Here is a 17,490-nt window from a genome sequence, read left to right on the forward strand (position 1 = left end):
TTATCGCGTCGGTAAAAACCCGACTCCTCTATTATTCACAAATCTCCGGTACACCAAAGCAAAGGAAATCGCATGCGTTGGTCACATTTGCGCAAGTGGGCCATCAGCCTGCCTACCGCCTTCCTGGCAGCCGCCATCCTGATCGGTATCGACGAGATCGGCTATTTCCGCTCGCGCCAGGCGCTGGACTCGCTCAACGCCAGCGTTCACACCCGCACCGCCATCGACAAGCTGCTGCAGCAGATCGTCGATGCGGAAACCGGCGTACGCGGCTACCTGCTCACCTCGGACAAGAGCTACCTCGATCCCTACAAGAGCTCGGTAGCCAGCATCCACAGCACCATCGACCGGCTGCGCAAGGCCTACGCGGCTCCATCCGAAGACCAGCTGACCTCGTCGCGCCTGGGCCTGGAGGTGTCGAAGAAGATCGCCGAGCTGGACATGAGCATCCAGCTGCACGACCAAGGCTTCGACGGCGCGTGGAAGTATGTCATCTCCCACCCCGCGGTGCAGGACAACATGGACCGCATCCGCCAGCTGGCCAGCCAGCTGGCCGATCACAACGACGGCCAGCGCGCAGCCAACCAGGCGGAAATCCTGCGCTCGCTGATGCTGTCGCGCATCGGCATCGCCGTCGTCACCGTGGTCGGGCTGATCGCCTTCTACCTCTACCTGCGCCAAAGCGGCACGCTGACCGAATTCATGATCCGCGAGCAGAAATCGCTGGAGCAGGAGCGCGACCGGCTCGAAGCCCTGGTGCACGAGCGCACCGCCACGCTGGGCGAGCTGGCCACCCACCTGCAGCAGGTGCGCGAGGACGAGCGCGCGCACCTGGCGCGCGAGCTGCACGACGAGCTGGGCGCGCTGCTGACGGCGGCCAAGCTCGACGTGGCGCGCCTCAAATCCAAGGTGGACATGCAATCGAGCGACATCTCCGACCGGGTCAAGCACCTCACCGATACGCTCAACAGCGGCATCGCGCTCAAGCGCCGCATCATCGAGGATCTGCGGCCCTCGTCGCTGTCCAACCTCGGCCTGACGGCCTCGCTGGAGATCCTGGCCCAGGAGTTTTCCGACAGCAGCAGCATCAACGTGGAGCTGAACATCGAACCCGTGCAGCTGGCCGAGGCCACGCAATTGACCATCTACCGCCTGGTGCAGGAGTCGCTGACCAATATCGGCAAGTACGCCCAGGCCCGCAACGTGCTGGTGAACGTGCAGAACTACCCCAGCCACATTGCCATCCAGGTGCAGGACGATGGCGTGGGCTTCGACGCGCAGAACATCCGCCCCAGCTCGCACGGGCTGGCCGGCATGAAGCACCGGGTGGAGGCCGCCGGCGGCCGCCTGACCGTGAGCTCGGCGCCCGGCCGGGGCACGCAGATCGCCGCCGTGCTGCCGCAGGACGACGCCCGCCCCCTGTCCGCTACCCTGCGGACAGGCCGGGCCGCCCCAGGCCGGGCCTCGCCCCCCATGGAACCTCCCGTACCGCCTGCCGCCTGAAACACCGCCGCCGCTGCCCCCATCATCCATGCTGCATTTGAAAGCCCTGTTGCCCGCCTGGGCCGAGGACTGGCTCGACATCATCGTCCCCGGCGCACAAATCATCCTCATCGTCGCGCTCGCCGCCGCGGTGCACTATGCGATCCGCAAGCTCCTGCGCCGCATCGCGCGGCACTACGACTGGCCGCTGGAGCTGGAGGTGCCGGTCAAGGGCGTGCTGCGCTGGCTGATCGTGGGCCTGAGCTTCCTGCTGGTGCTGGAGCGCATGGGCGTCAGCGCCGCCGTGCTGTGGACCGCGATCTCGGGCTTTGCCGCCGTGGGCGCGGTCGCCTTCTTCGCGGCCTGGAGCGTGCTGTCCAACTTCTTCTGCGCGCTGCTGATCTTCACCGCGCGCCCGTTCCGCCTGGGCGACCACATCGAGGTCATCGACGGCTTCGACAAGCCCGGCGCGCGCGGACGCGTGATCGACATCAACATGCTCTACACCACGCTGGAGGACAGCAGCGCCGGGCCCGGCGCCGCCGCCCTGCTGCAGGTGCCGAACACGCAGATCTTCCAGAAGACCGTACGCCGCTGGCTGGCGCCGCCTGCGCCGCTGCCGCCCTCTCCGCCACCCCAGCCTGCCGGGCCGGAAGATCAAAAATAAGAGCTGCTAGCGCTTGATATGACTTGTTTTCAAATATAAAAATATTGGAAATCGTTTCTAGACAAGCGCTGCCAGCTCCCTTTTTTGCTGCTCTACCGGTTCCACCGGCTCCACCCGCAGCTCCCGCGCGGCCTGGTCCAGCGTCCACTGTGTGCGGTGAAAGCCGCGCACGCTGTCGCGGTGGGCCACCGACACCAGGGCGCCGCCGCGCTGGGCCACCAGCTGGCGCAACCGCTGGTACAGCTGGCGCTCGGCCGGGCCGTCGAGCGCGCTGGTGGCCTCGTCCGCGAAGACCCAGGCCGGGCGCTTGAGCAGTACCCGCGCCAGCGCCAGGCGCTGCTGCTCGCCGCCCGACAGCAGTGCGTTCCAGGCGCCGGGCTCATCGAGGCGCTCGGCCAGCTCGGGCAACAGCGCATCGGCCAGTGCATGTCGCAGCTCGGCATCGGTGTAGCGCGATGGCGCCTCGGGGTAGGCCAGCGCAGCGCGCAGCGGCCCATCGGGGAAATACGGGCGCTGCGCCAGGAACATCGCGTCGCAAGGCCGCTCCACCCGGCCGCGCGCATAGGGCCAGATGCCGGCCAGCACGCGCAGCAGCGTGGACTTGCCGCTGCCCGATGCGCCGCTGATCAGCACCGAGTCGCCCGGCGCCACGCGCAGCGATGCGCCATCGAGCAGGCTGCGGCCCTGGGGCAGCGCCACCTGCAGGGCCTGCGCCGCCAGCGCCGGGCCCGGCTGCACCTGCAGCGCGCCGCCCTGCCCAGCCTGAGCCAGACTGGCTTCGAAGCCGGTGAGGCGCTGGGTGGTGGCGTGCCAGGTGGCGAGATCCGGATAGTTGTCGACCAGCCAGCTCAGCGAGCCCTGCACCTGGCCGAAGGCCGAGGCGATCTGCATCAAGTCTCCCAGCTGGATCGCGCCGCTGAAAAAGCGCGGCGCCGCGATGATGAAGGGAAACACCACCGCCGCCTGCCCGAAGAAGGAGGTGAACCACACCAGGTGCTTCTGCGTCTGCACCAGGCGCAGGTAGTTGCCCAGCGCGTCGCCAAAGCGCAGCGAGAGCTGCTCGCCTTCCACGCGCTCGCCGCCATCGAGGGCGATCGCCTCGGCATGCTCGCGCACCCGGATCATGTGGTGGCGGAAATTGGCCTCCAGCTGCTGCTGGCGCCAGTTCAGCCGCACCTGCGGCTTGCCGATCCAGAAGGTGATGGCACTGCCCACGGCGCAGTACAGCACCGCCATCCAGACCATGAAGCCGGGTATCTGCCAGTGCTGCCCGCCAAGCGCCTGCGGCAGGCCGATGCCCACGCTGGCGCTCAGCCCCCACAGGATGCCGACGAAGCTCAGCAGCGTGACCACGGCATTGAGCAGGCCCATGCTCAGCGCCACGCTCTGGCTGGTGAACAGGTTCAGGTCTTCCTGGATGCGCTGGTCCGGGTTGTCGGGCATGGCGGGCGCGCCTGCGGCGGCGCCGAAGCGGTTGAGCTCCAGCCGGTAGAAGGCCTTGGCCGCGAGCCAGCGCTGCAGCATGTGGCGGGTGAGCCAGCGCCGCCAGTTCAGCTGCAGCAGCTGGGTGAGGTAGAACTTGTAGACCGCGATGACGACATAGGCCGCCGCCAGCCAGCCAAAGCGCCGCAGCTGCTGCCAGAACACGCTGGCATCGCGCTGCTGCAGCGCGTCGTAGAACACGCGGTTCCAGTCGTTGATCTGCACCAGCATGTACACGGCCGCCAGGTTGAGGGCGACGATGGCCGCCAGCAGGCTCCAGGCGCGCAGCCTTTCGTCGGAGCGGAAGTAGGGCCGGGTCAGGGCCAGCGCCTGGCTGCAGGGCGCCCATAGCCTGCCAGCGCGGTCACGCAGAGCTGCAAGGAGGTTCATACCTGCGCAGACTAGCCCGGCACCATGAGGCAGGACTTAAATGGCGTTGGACATAACCCCGGCTTTCATGCCAAACACCAAACGCAAAACGCTCAGCGCACAACGCCGCTCAAGGCAGCAGGTCCAGCGCGCGCATGTAGGCCGGCTGCACCATCAGCTCGTCCCATACCTGCGGCGGGCTGTCGGGCAGCAGCGCCAGGCGGCGCGATTCGCTGTCTGCGTCGGGCGTCCAGCGGCCGCTGGCAAGGGCCTCTTGCATGCCGGCCAGCAGCTCGTCCAGATGCGCGCCAAAACCCAGGCTCTGGTTGCACAGCAGCACCATGTCGCAGCCGGCCGAGAGCGCGGCCAGGGCCGCGTCGGTGTAGCCGATCAGCTGGCCGCCGATGCGGCGCGCGCCCTCCATGCTCAGGTCGTCGCTGAAGATCGCGCCGTCGTAGCCCAGGCGGCCGCGCAGCACTTGCTTGAGCCACTTCTCGCTGAAGCCCGCGGGCCGCGGATCCACCTTGGGGTAGACCACATGCGCCGGCATCACCGCGGTGAGCACCGACGACAGCCAGGGGTATGGCGCGGCATCTTCCGCCAGGATGGCCGCGAGGCTGCGCCGGTCGACGGGGATGTCGACATGCGAGTCGGCCTTGACGAAGCCATGGCCCGGAAAGTGCTTGCCGCAGTTGCCCATGCCGGCTTGCAGCAGCCCGTGCATCAGGCTCCTGGCCAGCGCCGCCACCACGCGCGGGTCGCGGTGAAAGCTGCGGTCGCCGATGACGCTGCTCTCGCCATGATCCAGGTCCAGTACCGGGGTGAAGCTGAAGTCCACGCCGCAGGCGCGCAGCTCGCTGCCCAGCACATAGCCGGCGGCGGTGGCGGCGTTCAGCGCGCGCATGGCGCCGCTGCCCTCGCCGGCCTTGCCGTCCTGCATCCACAGCTCGCCAAAGGCGCGCATCGGCGGTATATGCGTGAAGCCGTCGGTCTTGAAGCGCTGCACCCGGCCGCCTTCGTGGTCGACGCAGATCAGCAGCTCGGGCCTGATCGCCTTGATGTCGGCGCACAGCTGCACCAGCGCCGCGCGGCTGCTCCAGTTGCGGCCAAACAGGATGATGCCGCCCACCAGCGGATGGGCCAGGCGCCGGCGGTCCACCTCGGTGAGTCCGGTGCCGGCGATATCGATGATCAAGGGTGCGTGCTGGGTCATGGAACAGGAAGTGAACTGGTATTAAAAAATGCGCCCGTGGCGCTCTTCAAACCTGGCGTGGCGGCCAGCCGGGCTATACATCCTTTTCGACCACGCAGAAGCTGGCCGCGTATTCGGATTCGTCGGTGACGGTGATGTGCGCCCTCAGGCCCTGGGCCTCGAACCAGGTCTTGAGCTCGCCATGCAGGCGGATCTCGGGCTTGCCGGAGCGCAGGTTGACGATCTCGCAGTGGCGCCAGGTCATGGGCATGCGCATGCCCAGCCCGACCGCCTTGGAGAAGGCCTCTTTCGCGGAAAAGCGCGTGGCCAGGTAGCGCACGCCGCGCTCGGGCCAGCGCGCGGAGCGCGCCTGCCAGACCTGCCATTCGCCGTCGGCCAGCACCTTGCGCGCAAAGCGCTCGCCGCTGCGCGCAAGCGCGGCGCGTATGCGGCGTATGTCGCAGATGTCGGTGCCTATGCCGTGGATCATGGATGGGATGGGAATGGGCCGCAGCCGCCTGCGGCCCCAGCGTCGACGGCCATCAGCCCAACAGCACGCCGTCGGGCCGCGCCTCCAGGCAGCGCAGGTAGGCACGCACCGCCTCGGCGTAGCCGATCTCCAGCGCATCGGCGACGAAGGCGTGGCCGATGGAGACCTCCAGCACGCCCGGCACATGGGAGACGAAAGGCGTGAGGTTGCGCAGGCTCAGGTCGTGCCCGGCATTCACGCCCAGGCCTGCCTTCTGCGCGGCCTCGGCCGCGGCGGCATAGCGCCGCAGCTCGGCCGCCTGGCGCTCGGTGCCGAAGGCCGCGGCATAGGGCTCGGTGTAGAGCTCGACCCGATCCGCGCCCACCGCCTTGGCCGCGGCCATCTGCTCGGGCACGGGGTCCATGAACAGGCTCACGCGCACGCCCAGCGCCTTGCATTCGGCGATCAAGGGCCTGAGGCGCTCGGCATCCTGCGGAAAGCTCCAGCCGTGGTCGCTGGTGAACTGGCCTTCGCTGTCGGGCACGAAGGTGGCCTGCGTGGGCCGCAGCTGGCGCACGAAATCCATCAGGTTGTGGAAGGGGTTGCCCTCGATGTTGAATTCGCGCTGCTCGGGCCAGGTGGCCAGCACCTCGGCGAGCTTGTGCACATCGTCGGCGCGGATGTGGCGTTCGTCCGGGCGCGGATGCACGGTGATGCCCTGCGCACCGGCCTCCAGGCACAGGCGCGCGGCCCGGGTGACGCTGGGAATGCCCAGGTGGCGCGTATTGCGCACCAGGGCGACCTTGTTGAGGTTGACCGACAGCGCAGTCCTGGCGGTCTTGGAAGCAGTAGGCGTCATAGCGATTGGATATCCATCATCAACTGGCGGGTGCGCAGCACGGTCTGTCCGCAATGGTGTTGCAGCAATGCCCGTAGTTGGGCTTTTAACTCGCCGGCACACAACGCGCAAGAGCGCAACACCGCCGGATAGGGATTTGGAGCCGCGAGCGCCGCTTCGAGTTCCAGCCAGCGCGCGCCGGGCAGGCCCGAGCGCTCAGCCGGCTCGGCCGCGCGCAGCCCGGCATCGGGGCTGATCACATAGCGCTGCGCCGGCGCCAGCGCCTGCAGCGACAGGGTCTGCGCATCGAGCGCCGGCAGCAGCCCCAGCTCGCGCAGCAGCAGCAGCTCGAAGGCGCGCAGCACCGGCTCCAGCGCATCGCCGTGGTCGCTGGCCAGCACCCGCACCACGCCGGCATAGACGTCGAACAGCGCGGCGAACGGGTCTTCGCGCGCCAGCAGGCGCATGAGCAGCTCGTTCAGGTACAGGCCGGCGAGCAGGCTGTCGCCGGTGGGCATCACATGGCCGCCCACCCATTCGGCGCTCTTGAGCGTATGGATGTCCGAGCCGCCCTCGGCCGCCATGCCCCACGACAGGCGCAGCGGCTGCAGCGCCAGCAGCACCGGGCGAAAGCTGGAGGTGGGCTTCTTGGCCCCCTTGGCCACCAGCGCCACGCGCCCGCGGTGGCGGCTGAAGCACTCCAGGATCAGGCTGGACTCGCTCCAGTCGTAACGGTGCAGGATGAAGGCCGGTTCGTCGGTGACGCGTTTGATTGCCATGGGGCTACAGCGCGGTATGCACCAGAGGGCGCTGGGGTTTCGCCGCCCGGCCCCCCCAGGGGGCAGCGGCTACACGCAGTGAGCAAGCGTGGGGGCCACCGCTCATTCGTAGCCGAAGGAGCGTACACGCGCCTCGTCGTCGGCCCAGCCGGAGCGCACCTTGACCCAGACTTCGAGGAAGACCTTGGCGTCCATGAGTTTTTCCAGCTCCTGCCGCGCCTCGGTGCTGATGCGCTTGAGGCGCTCGCCCTTCTCGCCGATCACCATGGCCTTGTGGCCGTCGCGCTCGACCACGATGGTCGCGGCGATGCGCACGAAGCGCTTGTGCTGCTTGCTGGGCTCTTCGTCGAACTTGTCGATGACCACCGTGGAGGTATAGGGCAGCTCGTCGCCGGTGAAGCGGAACAGCTTCTCGCGCACCGTCTCGCCGGCCAGGAATTTCTCGCTGCGGTCGGTCAGCTCGTCCTCGGCATACCACCAGGGCTGCTCGGGCAGGTATTTGGCGCAGATGCCGAACAGGCGCTCGATGTCGCCCTTGTTCTTGGCCGACATGGGCACGAACTCGGCGAAGGGGTGGCGCTCCTGCATGTCCTTCAGCCACGGCGCGATCTCGGCGCGGCGGTGCACCTGGTCGAGCTTGTTGGCGATCAGCAGCGTGGGAATGCCGGGCTTGAACAGCGACAGCACCTTGGCGTCGGCCAGCGTGAAGCTGCCGGCCTCGACCACGAAAAGAATCAGGTCCACATCGCCGATCACGCCCATCACCGCCTTGTTCAGCGACTTGTTCAGCGCGGTGCTGTGGCGGGTCTGAAAGCCCGGCGTGTCGACGAACACGAACTGGGTGTTGCCCAGGCTGCGGATGCCGGTGATGCGGTGGCGCGTGGTCTGCGCCTTGCGCGAGGTGATGCTGATCTTCTGGCCCACCAGCGCATTCATCAGCGTGGACTTGCCCACATTGGGCTTGCCGACGATGGCGATCAGCCCGCAGCGCTGCGGGCCTGGCGCGGCATCGGCCTCGGCGCTGCCTGCGCCGTCGGCGCGCGCCGCGCCGGCGCCCGGCTTGGCGGCGGCCAGCATGGCATCGAGATCGGCGGCGGATTGCGGTTGCTCCGCTTCGGAAGGGGTGGGATCAGTCATTCACACATTATCGGTGCTGCGCCTGCAGCTGTTGCAACATGGCCGCGGCGGCAGCCTGCTCGGCCGCGCGGCGCGAAGGGCCCTGCCCGAGCGTGCGGGCCTGCAGCCCGGCCACCGTGCACTGCACATGGAAGGTCTGCGCATGGGCCGCGCCGGAGATATTGGCCACCTCGTACTGCGGCACCGGCTTGCGCCGTGCCTGCAGCCATTCCTGCAGCGCGGTCTTGGGGTCTTTCGAGGCCGCGGGCATGGCCTTGGATATCTCCAGGCCCGCATACAGCCGGTGCACCACCGCCTCGGCCCGGCCGTAGCCTGCGTCGAGGTAGACCGCGCCGATCAGCGCCTCCACCGCATCCGCCAGGATCGAGGGTCGCTCGCGGCCGCCGGACTTGGCCTCGCCCTCACCCAGGCGCAGCAGCGGCGCGAGCTGCAGCCGCCTGGCGATCTGGTGCAGCGTGTCCTGCTTGACCAGGTTGGCGCGGATGCGCGAGAGATCGCCCTCGGGCGTGCCCTTGAGCTGCTGGAACAGCAGCGTGGACACGGCCAGCCCTAGCACCGAGTCGCCCAGGAACTCCAGGCGCTCGTAGTGCTCGGCCGAAAAGCTGCGATGCGTCAGCGCCCGGCGCGCCAGGCCCGGGTCCTCGAAACTATGCTGCAGCCGCTGCTGCAGCGCTTGCAAGCCTGCGTCGTCCACCTGCCCCGGTCCTTGCTGCGGAATACCCGCCTAGTTGAACGAGCCGATGCGCTTGAGATTGCCGAAGTTCATCCACACGAAGAAGGCCTTGCCGACGATGTTCTCATCGGGCACGAAGCCCCAGTAGCGGGAGTCCAGCGAATTGTCGCGGTTGTCGCCCATCATGAAGTAATGCCCCGCAGGCACCTTGCAGACCACGCCTTCGACGCTGTAGCGGCAGTTGTCCTTGTACTTGAAGTCGCTCGCGCCCTGCACGAAGTTGGGCACGTCGGGGTTGATGATGGAGCGGTGCTTCTTCTCGCCGAGCTGTTCCTCGATCTGCTTGAAGTAGCGCATCGCGTCTTGCTCGAAGTAGTCCGGCATGTTGCTGGTGGGCACCGGCTTGCCGTTGATGGTCAGGCGCTTGTTCAGGTAGGCCACCTCGTCGCCGGGCACGCCCACCACGCGCTTGATGTAGTCCATGCTGGGCTGCGGCGGGTAGCGGAACACCATCACGTCGCCGCGCGCGGGCGGCGTGCCGTCGCTGATCTTCTTGTTGATCACCGGCAGGCGCACGCCGTAGGTGAACTTGTTGACCAGGATCAGGTCGCCCACCAGCAGCGTCGGGATCATCGAGCCCGAGGGGATCTTGAACGGCTCGAACAAAAACGAGCGCAGCACGAAGACCACCGCGATCACCGGGAACAGCCCCGCGGTCCAGTCCAGCCACCAGGGCTGCATCAGGATGCGCTGCTTGCCTTCCTCGACATCGGTGTCCACCTTCTTGATGCCCATCTGGTCGAGCTCGGCGCGGCGCTTGGCGGCCGAGGCCTCCAGCGCCGCCGCGGCCGCGCGCCGCCGCGGCAGGAAGTGCAGGCGCTCGGCCAGCCAGTAGGCCCCGGTCACCGCGGTCGCCAGCAGCAGCAGCAGCGCGAAATTGCCTTCGATGGCGCCGGTATACCAGGCCCCCATGTAGGCCACGAATGCGGCCAGGATCAGCGATGTCAGGATTTGCATAGCACCTTGGGATTTACTCTTCAACCTGCAGGATCGCCAGGAAGGCCTCCTGCGGCACTTCCACCGAGCCGATCTGCTTCATGCGCTTCTTGCCGGCCTTCTGCTTTTCGAGCAGCTTGCGCTTGCGGGTGATATCGCCGCCGTAGCACTTGGCCAGCACGTTCTTGCGCAGCGCCTTGACGGTCTCGCGCGCGATGATGTTGGCGCCGATCGCCGCCTGGATGGCCACGTCGAACTGCTGGCGGCTGATGATCTCGCGCATCTTGGCCACCACCGCGCGGCCGCGATAGGTGGATTGGCTGCGGTGCACGATGATGGACAGCGCATCGACCTTCTCGCCGTTGAGCAGGATGTCGACCTTGACCACGTCGGAGGCGCGGTATTCCTTGAACTCGTAGTCCATCGACGCATAGCCGCGCGACACCGACTTGAGCTTGTCGAAGAAATCGAGCACGATCTCGCCCAGCGGCAGCTCGTAGGTGAGCATGACCTGGCGGCCGTGGTACTGCATGTTCATCTGCACGCCGCGCTTCTGGTTGGCCAGGGTCATCACCGGGCCGACATAGTCTTGCGGCATGTACAGGTGCACGGTGACGATGGGCTCGCGGATCTCCTGGATGCGGCCGGCCTCGGGCATCTTGGACGGGTTCTCCACGTCGATCACCTCGCCGTCGCCCTTGACCACCTGGTAGACCACGCTGGGCGCGGTGGTGATCAAGTCCTGGTCGAACTCGCGCTCCAGGCGCTCCTGCACGATCTCCATGTGCAGCAGGCCCAGGAAGCCGCAGCGAAAGCCGAAGCCCAGCGCCTGCGACACCTCGGGCTCGAACTGCAGCGACGAGTCGTTGAGCTGCAGCTTCTCCAGCGCATCGCGCAGCTGGTCGTATTCGGAAGCCTCGGTGGGGTACAGGCCGGCGAACACCTGGGGCTTGATTTCCTTGAAGCCGGGCAGCGCCTCGCTGGCCGGGCCGGCGTTGTTGGGCAGCTTCTTCTCCAGCGTGATGGTGTCGCCCACCTTGGCCGCCTTGAGCTCCTTGATGCCGGCGATGATGTAGCCCACCTCGCCGGCCTTGAGCGACTCGCGCGGCTGGTTGGCCGGGGTGAACACGCCCAGGCTGTTGGCCTCGTAGGCGGCGCCCGTGGCCATCATCTTGAAGCGCTCGCCCTTCTTGAGCTCGCCGTCGACCACGCGCACCAGCATGACCACGCCCACATAGGCGTCGAACCAGCTGTCGATGATCATCGCGCGCAGCGGGCCCTCGGGCTTGCCCTTGGGTGGCGGCACCTTGGCGACCACCGCCTCCAGGATCTCGTCGATGCCCATGCCGGTCTTGGCCGAGCAGGGAATCGCGTCGCTGGCGTCGATGCCGATCACATCCTCGATCTCGGCCTTGGCGTTGTCCGGGTCGGCCTGGGGCAGGTCCATCTTGTTGAGCACCGCCATCACCTCCACGCCCAGGTCGAGCGCGGTGTAGCAGTTGGCCACGGTCTGGGCCTCGACGCCCTGCGAGGCGTCGACCACCAGCAGCGCGCCCTCGCAGGCCGACAGCGAGCGGCTCACCTCGTACGAGAAGTCGACGTGGCCGGGCGTGTCGATCAGGTTCAGGTTGTAGACCTGGCCGTCCTGGGCCTTGTACTGCAGCGCGGCGGTCTGGGCCTTGATGGTGATGCCGCGCTCCTTCTCGATGTCCATCGAGTCCAGCACCTGGGCCTCCATGTCGCGCTCGGCCAAGCCGCCGCAGCGCTGGATCAGCCGGTCTGCCAGCGTGGATTTGCCATGGTCAATATGGGCAATGATGGAGAAATTGCGGATGTGCTGCATCAACGATCAGGAAAAATACGCCTTAGCGAAAAAAGACGCCCCGCAAGGCGTCTTTCTCATAGGCCGCCCGGCAAGCGGCAGAAGCCGGCATTGTAGCAACGCTTACTTGACCGGACGAATGAGTACGTACTGCGCCCAGTCGCCACGCCGAAACAGCACGTTCACCGGCTTGGACTTGTCCGCCTTGGCCACCGCCGCCTCGAACTCCTTGGTGTCGTGGATCTCCACATTGGCAATGGCCAGGATCACGTCGCCGGCCTTCAGCCCCGCGCGCGCCGCGCCCTCGTCGGCCGAGACGATCTGCACGCCGCCCTTGACCTTGAGCGATTTCTTCTGCGCCTCGCTCAGCTCGCTCACCACCAGGCCCAGCTGCTGGGCCGAGGCCGAGGCCTTGCCTTTGTCGGACTGCTTGGAGGCGGCCTTGGCCACCGCCGAGCCCTCGGCAGGCACTTCGACGATGGTGATGGGCAGGTCCAGCGACTTGCCGCGGCGGAACACCGTCACCGCGCTCTTGCTGCCGGGCTTGGTGTTGCCCACCCAGCGCGGCAGGTCGGCGAGCTTTTCCAGCGGCTTGCCGTCGAACTTGGTGATCACGTCGCCAGCCTCGATGCCGGCCTTCTCCGCGGGCGAGCCCGCCTCGATGCCGGTCACCAGCGCGCCCTGCGCCTTGCCCAGGCCGATGGACTCGGCCACGTCCTTGCTGACGGTGGCGATCTGCACGCCGATCTTGCCGCGCACCACGCGGCCGGTGGCGCGCAGCTGGTCGCTCACGCGCACCGCCTCGTCGATCGGGATCGAGAACGAAATGCCCATGAAGCCGCCCGAGCGCGAGTAGATCTGGCTGTTGATGCCCACCACCTCGCCGCGCATGTTCAGCAGCGGGCCGCCCGAATTACCGGGGTTGATGGCCACGTCGGTCTGGATGAAGGGCAGGTAGTCGCCGGTGTCGCGCTGCTTGGCGCTGACGATGCCGGCGGTGACCGAGTTCTCGAGGCCGAACGGCGAGCCGATCGCCATCACCCACTCGCCCACCTTGAGCTGGTTGACGTCGCCGATCTTCACCGCCGGCAGGCCGGTGGCGTCGATCTTCACCACGGCCACGTCGGTGCGCTTGTCCGCGCCCACGATCTTGGCCTTGAATTCGCGCTTGTCGGTGAGCGTGACGATGACGTCGTCGGCCCCGTCCACCACGTGGGCATTGGTCATCACATAGCCGTCCGAGGTGAGGATGAAGCCCGAGCCCAGGCCGCTGGGCTGCTCTTCGTCCGAATCGGGCTTTTGCGGCCGCTGCTGGCGCGGCACCTGGGGCACGGGGATGCCGAAGCGCTTGAAGAATTCGAGCATGTCGGGATCGATGCCGCCCGGCCCCTGGCGGCTGGACACCTTCTCCATCGTGCGGATGTTGACCACCGACGGCCCGACCTGGTCCACGAGTTCGGTGAAGTCGGGCAGCCCCCGCACCACCGGCGCCGCCTGCGCCTCGGCCGCCAGCGGCAGCATGGCGGCACTGGTGACCGCCAGCATGGCCGCCAGCATGGCCGCCAGCGCACTGACCTGAATGGACTTCCAACGATTTCCGGACATAGCACTCCTTGTTGTTTGGTTGCCGCGGCGCGGCCCAGTGATATGAAGCCCTGGCATGCAAATGGTTCCCAGGTTACCGGCCTCTCCCGCCCGCGCGCGCCTGCTGCGCATATGGTAGTGACCGCGGCTGATTCAAGCGCAAAACAAAAAGCACCTGTATCCAGGTGCTTTTTCGACCCTAGGCGCCGCCGTTCAGCACAGCCGCGAGGCCTTGTCGGCGCAGTTGCCGCCCTGCCGCTTTTCTTCGGCAAAGGTGGCATTGCGCAGAAAGCCCGCCGGCATCTGCAGGTTGGCGGTGCCGCCGATCTGGCCGCGCGCCGCGAGCAACTCGTCCAGGCGCGGATCGCGCAGCATCACCGAGGCGTTCTGCCCCACGGTGACCGGCATCTGCACCAGGGTCTGCGTGGCCACCGTGGTGGGTGCCGGGGTGTTGGCCGCCAGCTGCCGTGCGCCGCCGTCCGCGGGCGCGCCACCGATCAGGTTCCAGCCCAGCAGCGACACCACCGCCAGCGAGGCCAGGCCGGCGAGCATCTTCCAGCGGAAGACCGACTGGTTGGCGGCCTCGCGCCGGGGCAGGTGCACCGGCTGCGCCACCGCGGCCGCCTCCGTCTGTGGCCGCTGCTCCCAGGCCTGCGGCGGCGCCGACAGCGGCTGCTCCAGCGCCAGCTGCGCGTTCAGGCGCTGCAGAAAGTCCTGCGAGCCCATGCAGGATGCGGCGCCCCGCGGCTCGCGCAGGGCTGTGCCGATCAGGTGGTAGGTCTGCCACGCCTGGTGCGTGCGCAACTGGAGTCCACCATCGCTGCCATCGCCGCCTTCGTCCATGCGCGCCAGCAGCTGCGCCAGCGCCTGCTCGTCCAGCTCGCCGTCGACCAGGGCCGACAGCTGCTCCTGCATCTCGATGGACGCGGCATTTTCTGTGCTTGTCATCGGTTTCATCGCATTCATCCTTGAGCCTCAGCTCTAGCTACTTACCAGCGCTTGCCGGATTGGCGTTCCAGCATCGGCTTGACCTTGGCCGATATCGCCTCGCGCGCCCGGAAAATCCGCGACCGCACGGTGCCGATCGGGCAGTCCATCGCCTCGGCGATATCCTCGTACGACAGGCCTTCGATCTCGCGCAGCACGATGGCCTGGCGCAGTTCCTCGGGCAAGGCCTCCATCGCGGTGTTCACCGCGGTGGCGATTTCCTGCGCCGCCATGACGGTTTCGGGCGTTTCCGAGCTGATTAGTTCCCGGCCGGGCGCAGAAGTTTCGTCATCATCGTCGCCATTGCGCAGCGCGCCCTCGGTCATCACCGGGTCGCGGTTGAGCTCGGCCATCGCCTTCTTGGCGGTGTTCACCGCGATCCGGTACAGCCAGGTGTAGAACTGGGCCTCGCCGCGGAACTGCGGCAGCGCGCGGTAGGCGCGCAGAAAGGTTTCCTGGGCCAGGTCGGGCACCAGGTCGACGTCGCGCACCATGCGCCCGATCAGGCGCTCGATGCGGCGCTGGTATTTCATCACCAGCAGGCCGAATGCCTTCTGGTCGCCGGCGACCGTCTGGCGCACCAGCTGGAAGTCGCTGTCGGCGCTGCTGGCGCGCTCGGCAGTGGCGGGCTGTGGCGTCATGCAGGCCGGCTTTCACCCGGGTTGCGGGCAGGAGTTTCTGGATTCACGATCGATAGGGCGGATAGGGCCTGGGTAAAAACGGGATCGAGGCGCGCGCCGGCGCGCTCTCGCAGGGGCCGAGAAGCGGCTGAAAAAAGGCCCCGGGAAAATCAGCAAACCGTCGAGTATAAGCACCTGCGCATCCCCAGCCAGGCGGCCGGATTTGCGGCCGCATCCGAAGCGCGCAACAGCAGCCAGCGGGCCGGGCGCGCCTGCAGCCGCAGGCGCAGCAGCAGCCAGCGCTGCCCATCGATGGCGATGCGCAGGCCGGTAACCGCCACCGCGGGCCCAGTGGGCGGGCGCAGCCACCAGGCGGCGCCGTCCCAGTGGAGTAGCGCAGGCGGCCCGCCGGCGGCGGCCAGTGCCCAGCCGCAGCAGGCCAGCCACAGCAGCCATGCCAGCGCCGAGCGCAGGCTCCAGCCTTCGGCGGCGGCAACCCAGGCCGCCAGCACGGCCAGCGCCAGCGCGCCGAAGATGGCGATGCACCAGCGCAGGCGGCGGCCGGCAAGCGCCGGATAGCTGCGGGGCCGGGCCAGTGCGGGCGCGAGCTGCCGCATGCTATCAAAAACAAGAGCTGCCAGCGCTTGATTCATAAGCAATGCAGATATTTTTCAATCGCAATCCCTTATAAAACAAGCGCTGGCAGCTCTCATTTTGAGAGTTGGCCGCACAGCGCGGCGTGGATGGAGGATCAGACGCGCTTGAATACCAGCGTGCCGTTGGTGCCGCCAAAGCCGAAGTTGTTCTTGACCGCGATGTCCAGCTTGGCATCGCGCGCGACGTTCGCGCAGTAGTCCAGGTCGCACTCCGGGTCCTGGTCGATCAGGTTGATGGTCGGCGGGATCTTCTGCTCCTGCAGCGCCATCACGGTGAACACGCTCTCCAGCCCGCCCGCGCCGCCCAGCAGGTGGCCGGTCATGGACTTGGTGGAGCTGACCACCATCTTCTTGGCGTGCTCGCCCAGCGCCGCCTTGATGGCATTGGTTTCGTTGAGGTCGCCCAGCGGGGTGGAGGTGCCGTGCGCGTTCAGGTAGTCGACCTGGTCGGCGTTGATGCCGGCATTGCGCAGCGCGTTCTGCATGGCGCGGCGCGGGCCGTCCATGTTCGGGGCGGTCATGTGGCCGGCGTCGGCGCTCATGCCGTAGCCCAGCAGCTCGGCGTAGATCTTGGCGCCGCGGGCCTTGGCATGCTCGTACTCTTCGAGCACCAGCACGCCCGCGCCCTCGCCCAGCACGAAGCCGTCGCGGCCCTTGTCCCAGGGACGGGAGGCGGCCTGCGGGTCGTCGTTGCGGGTGGACAGCGCGCGCATCGCGGCAAAGCCGCCCACGCCCAGCGGCGAGACGGTGGCTTCGGTTCCGCCCGCCACCATGATGTCGGCATCGCCGTACTCGATGATGCGGCCGGCCTCGCCGATGCTGTGCAGGCCGGTGGTGCAGGCCGTCACCACCGACAGGTTGGGCCCCTTGAAGCCGAAGCGCATCGACACATGGCCCGCCACCATGTTGATGATGGACGCGGGCACGAAGAACGGCGTGATGCGGCGCGCACCGCGGCGCGCATATTCGCTGTGGGTGTCCTCGATCAGCGGCAGGCCGCCGATGCCGGAGCCGATCACGCAGCCGATGCGGCTCGCCAGCTCCTCATCCAGGGCTTCGCCGGTGGGCAGGCCCGCATCCTTCACGGCCTCCTGGGCCGCGGCGATGCCGTAGTGGATGAAGCTGTCCATCGTGCGCGCTTCCTTGGCACTCATGTAGGACTCAAGATTGAAGCCCTTGACCTCGCCCGCGATCTTGCAGCTGAAGTCGGTGGTATCAAACTTGGTGATGAGGTCAATGCCGGATTTACCAGCCAGGACATTGGCCCAGGCATCCGCCACCGTGTTTCCCACGGGGCTGATGCAACCCAGGCCGGTCACGACGACGCGACGACGGCTCATGCGTTACAACTTTCTGATCTGCACGGCTTACGCGGCACAGGCTCCGGCATGGCCGGCAATGCGGCCGCCAAGGCGCCCCACTGGTGCGTAAGCCCTAATCTGGTTTCTCGACAGGAACGAAGAAAAAGCGCTGGAACGAGCGCTTTCGCTATCAGGCCTTTTGGTGGCTGGTAGCGTAGTCGATGGCGTTTTGCACCGTCGTGATCTTTTCTGCGTCTTCGTCAGGGATCTCGATTTCGAACTCGTCTTCCAAGGCCATCACCAGCTCGACCGTGTCCAGCGAGTCTGCGCCCAGATCAGCCACGAAGGCCTTTTCGTTGGTGACTTGAGACTCTTCCACGCCGAGTTGTTCGGCAATGATTTTTTTGACACGTGCTTCGATATCGCTCATGGTTTC

The 17,490-nt window shown here is 67.2% G+C and carries 17 protein-coding genes; 2 read left to right on the plus strand and 15 right to left on the minus strand.

Going from position 1 to position 17,490, the window contains the following annotated elements:
- The first annotated feature begins 72 nt into the window (after positions 1-72).
- On the plus strand, positions 73-1,503 hold the full coding sequence (locus ACODRX_RS12720; RefSeq protein WP_488871870.1) for a CHASE3 domain-containing protein: 1,431 nt from the start codon (positions 73-75) through the stop codon (positions 1,501-1,503).
- 28 nt (positions 1,504-1,531) lie between these two features.
- Entirely contained in the window at positions 1,532-2,149 is a 618-nt protein-coding gene (locus ACODRX_RS12725) for a mechanosensitive ion channel domain-containing protein (protein ID WP_488871871.1), read from the plus strand.
- A gap of 57 nt (positions 2,150-2,206) precedes the next feature.
- Here the strand turns inward: ACODRX_RS12725 and ACODRX_RS12730 are convergent, their stop codons facing one another.
- The 15 genes from ACODRX_RS12730 to acpP all read right to left on the minus strand — a co-directional run bounded on the left by ACODRX_RS12730 (position 2,207) and on the right by acpP (position 17,484).
- Positions 2,207-4,021, minus strand: a complete 1,815-nt coding sequence (locus tag ACODRX_RS12730; protein WP_488871872.1) for an ABC transporter ATP-binding protein/permease — start codon at positions 4,019-4,021, stop codon at positions 2,207-2,209.
- A 109-nt stretch (positions 4,022-4,130) separates the two neighbouring features.
- Positions 4,131-5,213: a beta-N-acetylhexosaminidase gene (gene nagZ / locus ACODRX_RS12735; protein ID WP_488871873.1), complete on the minus strand. Its 1,083-nt coding sequence runs from the start codon at positions 5,211-5,213 to the stop codon at positions 4,131-4,133.
- Positions 5,214-5,286: 73 nt separating this feature from the next.
- Positions 5,287-5,682: a holo-ACP synthase gene (acpS, locus tag ACODRX_RS12740; RefSeq protein WP_488871874.1), complete on the minus strand. Its 396-nt coding sequence runs from the start codon at positions 5,680-5,682 to the stop codon at positions 5,287-5,289.
- 52 nt (positions 5,683-5,734) lie between these two features.
- Positions 5,735-6,520, minus strand: a complete 786-nt coding sequence (locus tag ACODRX_RS12745; protein WP_488871875.1) for a pyridoxine 5'-phosphate synthase — start codon at positions 6,518-6,520, stop codon at positions 5,735-5,737.
- Entirely contained in the window at positions 6,517-7,278 is a 762-nt protein-coding gene (gene recO, locus ACODRX_RS12750) for a DNA repair protein RecO (RefSeq protein ID WP_488871876.1), read from the minus strand. The genes ACODRX_RS12745 and recO overlap by 4 nt, the downstream gene beginning before the upstream one ends.
- 102 nt (positions 7,279-7,380) lie before the next feature.
- Complete coding sequence (era, locus tag ACODRX_RS12755; protein WP_488871877.1) at positions 7,381-8,415, minus strand: GTPase Era; 1,035 nt, start codon at positions 8,413-8,415, stop codon at positions 7,381-7,383.
- A gap of 7 nt (positions 8,416-8,422) precedes the next feature.
- Positions 8,423-9,109, minus strand: coding sequence for a ribonuclease III (gene rnc / locus ACODRX_RS12760; RefSeq protein WP_488871878.1), 687 nt, complete (start codon positions 9,107-9,109; stop codon positions 8,423-8,425).
- A 30-nt stretch (positions 9,110-9,139) separates the two neighbouring features.
- On the minus strand, positions 9,140-10,105 hold the full coding sequence (gene lepB, locus ACODRX_RS12765) for a signal peptidase I (RefSeq protein ID WP_488871879.1): 966 nt from the start codon (positions 10,103-10,105) through the stop codon (positions 9,140-9,142).
- 13 nt (positions 10,106-10,118) lie between these two features.
- Positions 10,119-11,927, minus strand: coding sequence for a translation elongation factor 4 (gene lepA / locus ACODRX_RS12770; RefSeq protein ID WP_488871880.1), 1,809 nt, complete (start codon positions 11,925-11,927; stop codon positions 10,119-10,121).
- Between the two features lie 102 nt (positions 11,928-12,029).
- Positions 12,030-13,511 carry a DegQ family serine endoprotease gene (locus ACODRX_RS12775; protein ID WP_488871881.1) on the minus strand — a complete coding sequence of 494 codons (1,482 nt, stop codon included), beginning with the start codon at positions 13,509-13,511 and terminating at the stop codon, positions 12,030-12,032.
- A 192-nt stretch (positions 13,512-13,703) separates the two neighbouring features.
- The gene (locus tag ACODRX_RS12780) at positions 13,704-14,438 is read right to left on the minus strand and encodes a sigma-E factor negative regulatory protein (protein ID WP_488871882.1); all 735 of its coding nucleotides are present in this window, start codon (positions 14,436-14,438) and stop codon (positions 13,704-13,706) included.
- Positions 14,439-14,479: 41 nt separating this feature from the next.
- On the minus strand, positions 14,480-15,118 hold the full coding sequence (gene rpoE / locus ACODRX_RS12785) for an RNA polymerase sigma factor RpoE (RefSeq protein ID WP_488871883.1): 639 nt from the start codon (positions 15,116-15,118) through the stop codon (positions 14,480-14,482).
- Between the two features lie 149 nt (positions 15,119-15,267).
- A complete protein-coding gene (locus tag ACODRX_RS12790) occupies positions 15,268-15,714 on the minus strand; it encodes a hypothetical protein (protein WP_488871884.1) in 447 nt (148 codons plus the stop codon).
- Positions 15,715-15,848: 134 nt separating this feature from the next.
- Positions 15,849-17,093, minus strand: a complete 1,245-nt coding sequence (gene fabF / locus ACODRX_RS12795) for a beta-ketoacyl-ACP synthase II (RefSeq protein WP_488871885.1) — start codon at positions 17,091-17,093, stop codon at positions 15,849-15,851.
- A 151-nt stretch (positions 17,094-17,244) separates the two neighbouring features.
- Positions 17,245-17,484: an acyl carrier protein gene (acpP, locus tag ACODRX_RS12800; protein ID WP_460480271.1), complete on the minus strand. Its 240-nt coding sequence runs from the start codon at positions 17,482-17,484 to the stop codon at positions 17,245-17,247.
- Between the last annotated feature and the right edge of the window lie 6 nt (positions 17,485-17,490).

The sequence above is a fragment of the Comamonas sp. FG99 genome (assembly GCF_057808605.1).

Bases quoted from the DNA above. Each gene is read 5' to 3' on its own strand.
- ACODRX_RS12720 (WP_488871870.1), top strand. From the start codon at position 73: ATGCGTTGGTCACATTTGCGCAAGTGGGCCATCAGCCTGCCTACCGCC.
- ACODRX_RS12725 (WP_488871871.1), top strand. From the start codon at position 1,532: ATGCTGCATTTGAAAGCCCTGTTGCCCGCCTGGGCCGAGGACTGGCTC.
- ACODRX_RS12730 (WP_488871872.1), bottom strand. From the start codon at position 4,021: ATGAACCTCCTTGCAGCTCTGCGTGACCGCGCTGGCAGGCTATGGGCG.
- nagZ (WP_488871873.1), bottom strand. From the start codon at position 5,213: ATGACCCAGCACGCACCCTTGATCATCGATATCGCCGGCACCGGACTC.
- acpS (WP_488871874.1), bottom strand. From the start codon at position 5,682: ATGATCCACGGCATAGGCACCGACATCTGCGACATACGCCGCATACGC.
- ACODRX_RS12745 (WP_488871875.1), bottom strand. From the start codon at position 6,520: ATGACGCCTACTGCTTCCAAGACCGCCAGGACTGCGCTGTCGGTCAAC.
- recO (WP_488871876.1), bottom strand. From the start codon at position 7,278: ATGGCAATCAAACGCGTCACCGACGAACCGGCCTTCATCCTGCACCGT.
- era (WP_488871877.1), bottom strand. From the start codon at position 8,415: ATGACTGATCCCACCCCTTCCGAAGCGGAGCAACCGCAATCCGCCGCC.
- lepB (WP_488871879.1), bottom strand. From the start codon at position 10,105: ATGCAAATCCTGACATCGCTGATCCTGGCCGCATTCGTGGCCTACATG.
- lepA (WP_488871880.1), bottom strand. From the start codon at position 11,927: ATGCAGCACATCCGCAATTTCTCCATCATTGCCCATATTGACCATGGC.
- ACODRX_RS12775 (WP_488871881.1), bottom strand. From the start codon at position 13,511: ATGTCCGGAAATCGTTGGAAGTCCATTCAGGTCAGTGCGCTGGCGGCC.
- ACODRX_RS12780 (WP_488871882.1), bottom strand. From the start codon at position 14,438: ATGACAAGCACAGAAAATGCCGCGTCCATCGAGATGCAGGAGCAGCTG.
- rpoE (WP_488871883.1), bottom strand. From the start codon at position 15,118: ATGACGCCACAGCCCGCCACTGCCGAGCGCGCCAGCAGCGCCGACAGC.
- ACODRX_RS12790 (WP_488871884.1), bottom strand. From the start codon at position 15,714: ATGCGGCAGCTCGCGCCCGCACTGGCCCGGCCCCGCAGCTATCCGGCG.
- fabF (WP_488871885.1), bottom strand. From the start codon at position 17,093: ATGAGCCGTCGTCGCGTCGTCGTGACCGGCCTGGGTTGCATCAGCCCC.
- acpP (WP_460480271.1), bottom strand. From the start codon at position 17,484: ATGAGCGATATCGAAGCACGTGTCAAAAAAATCATTGCCGAACAACTC.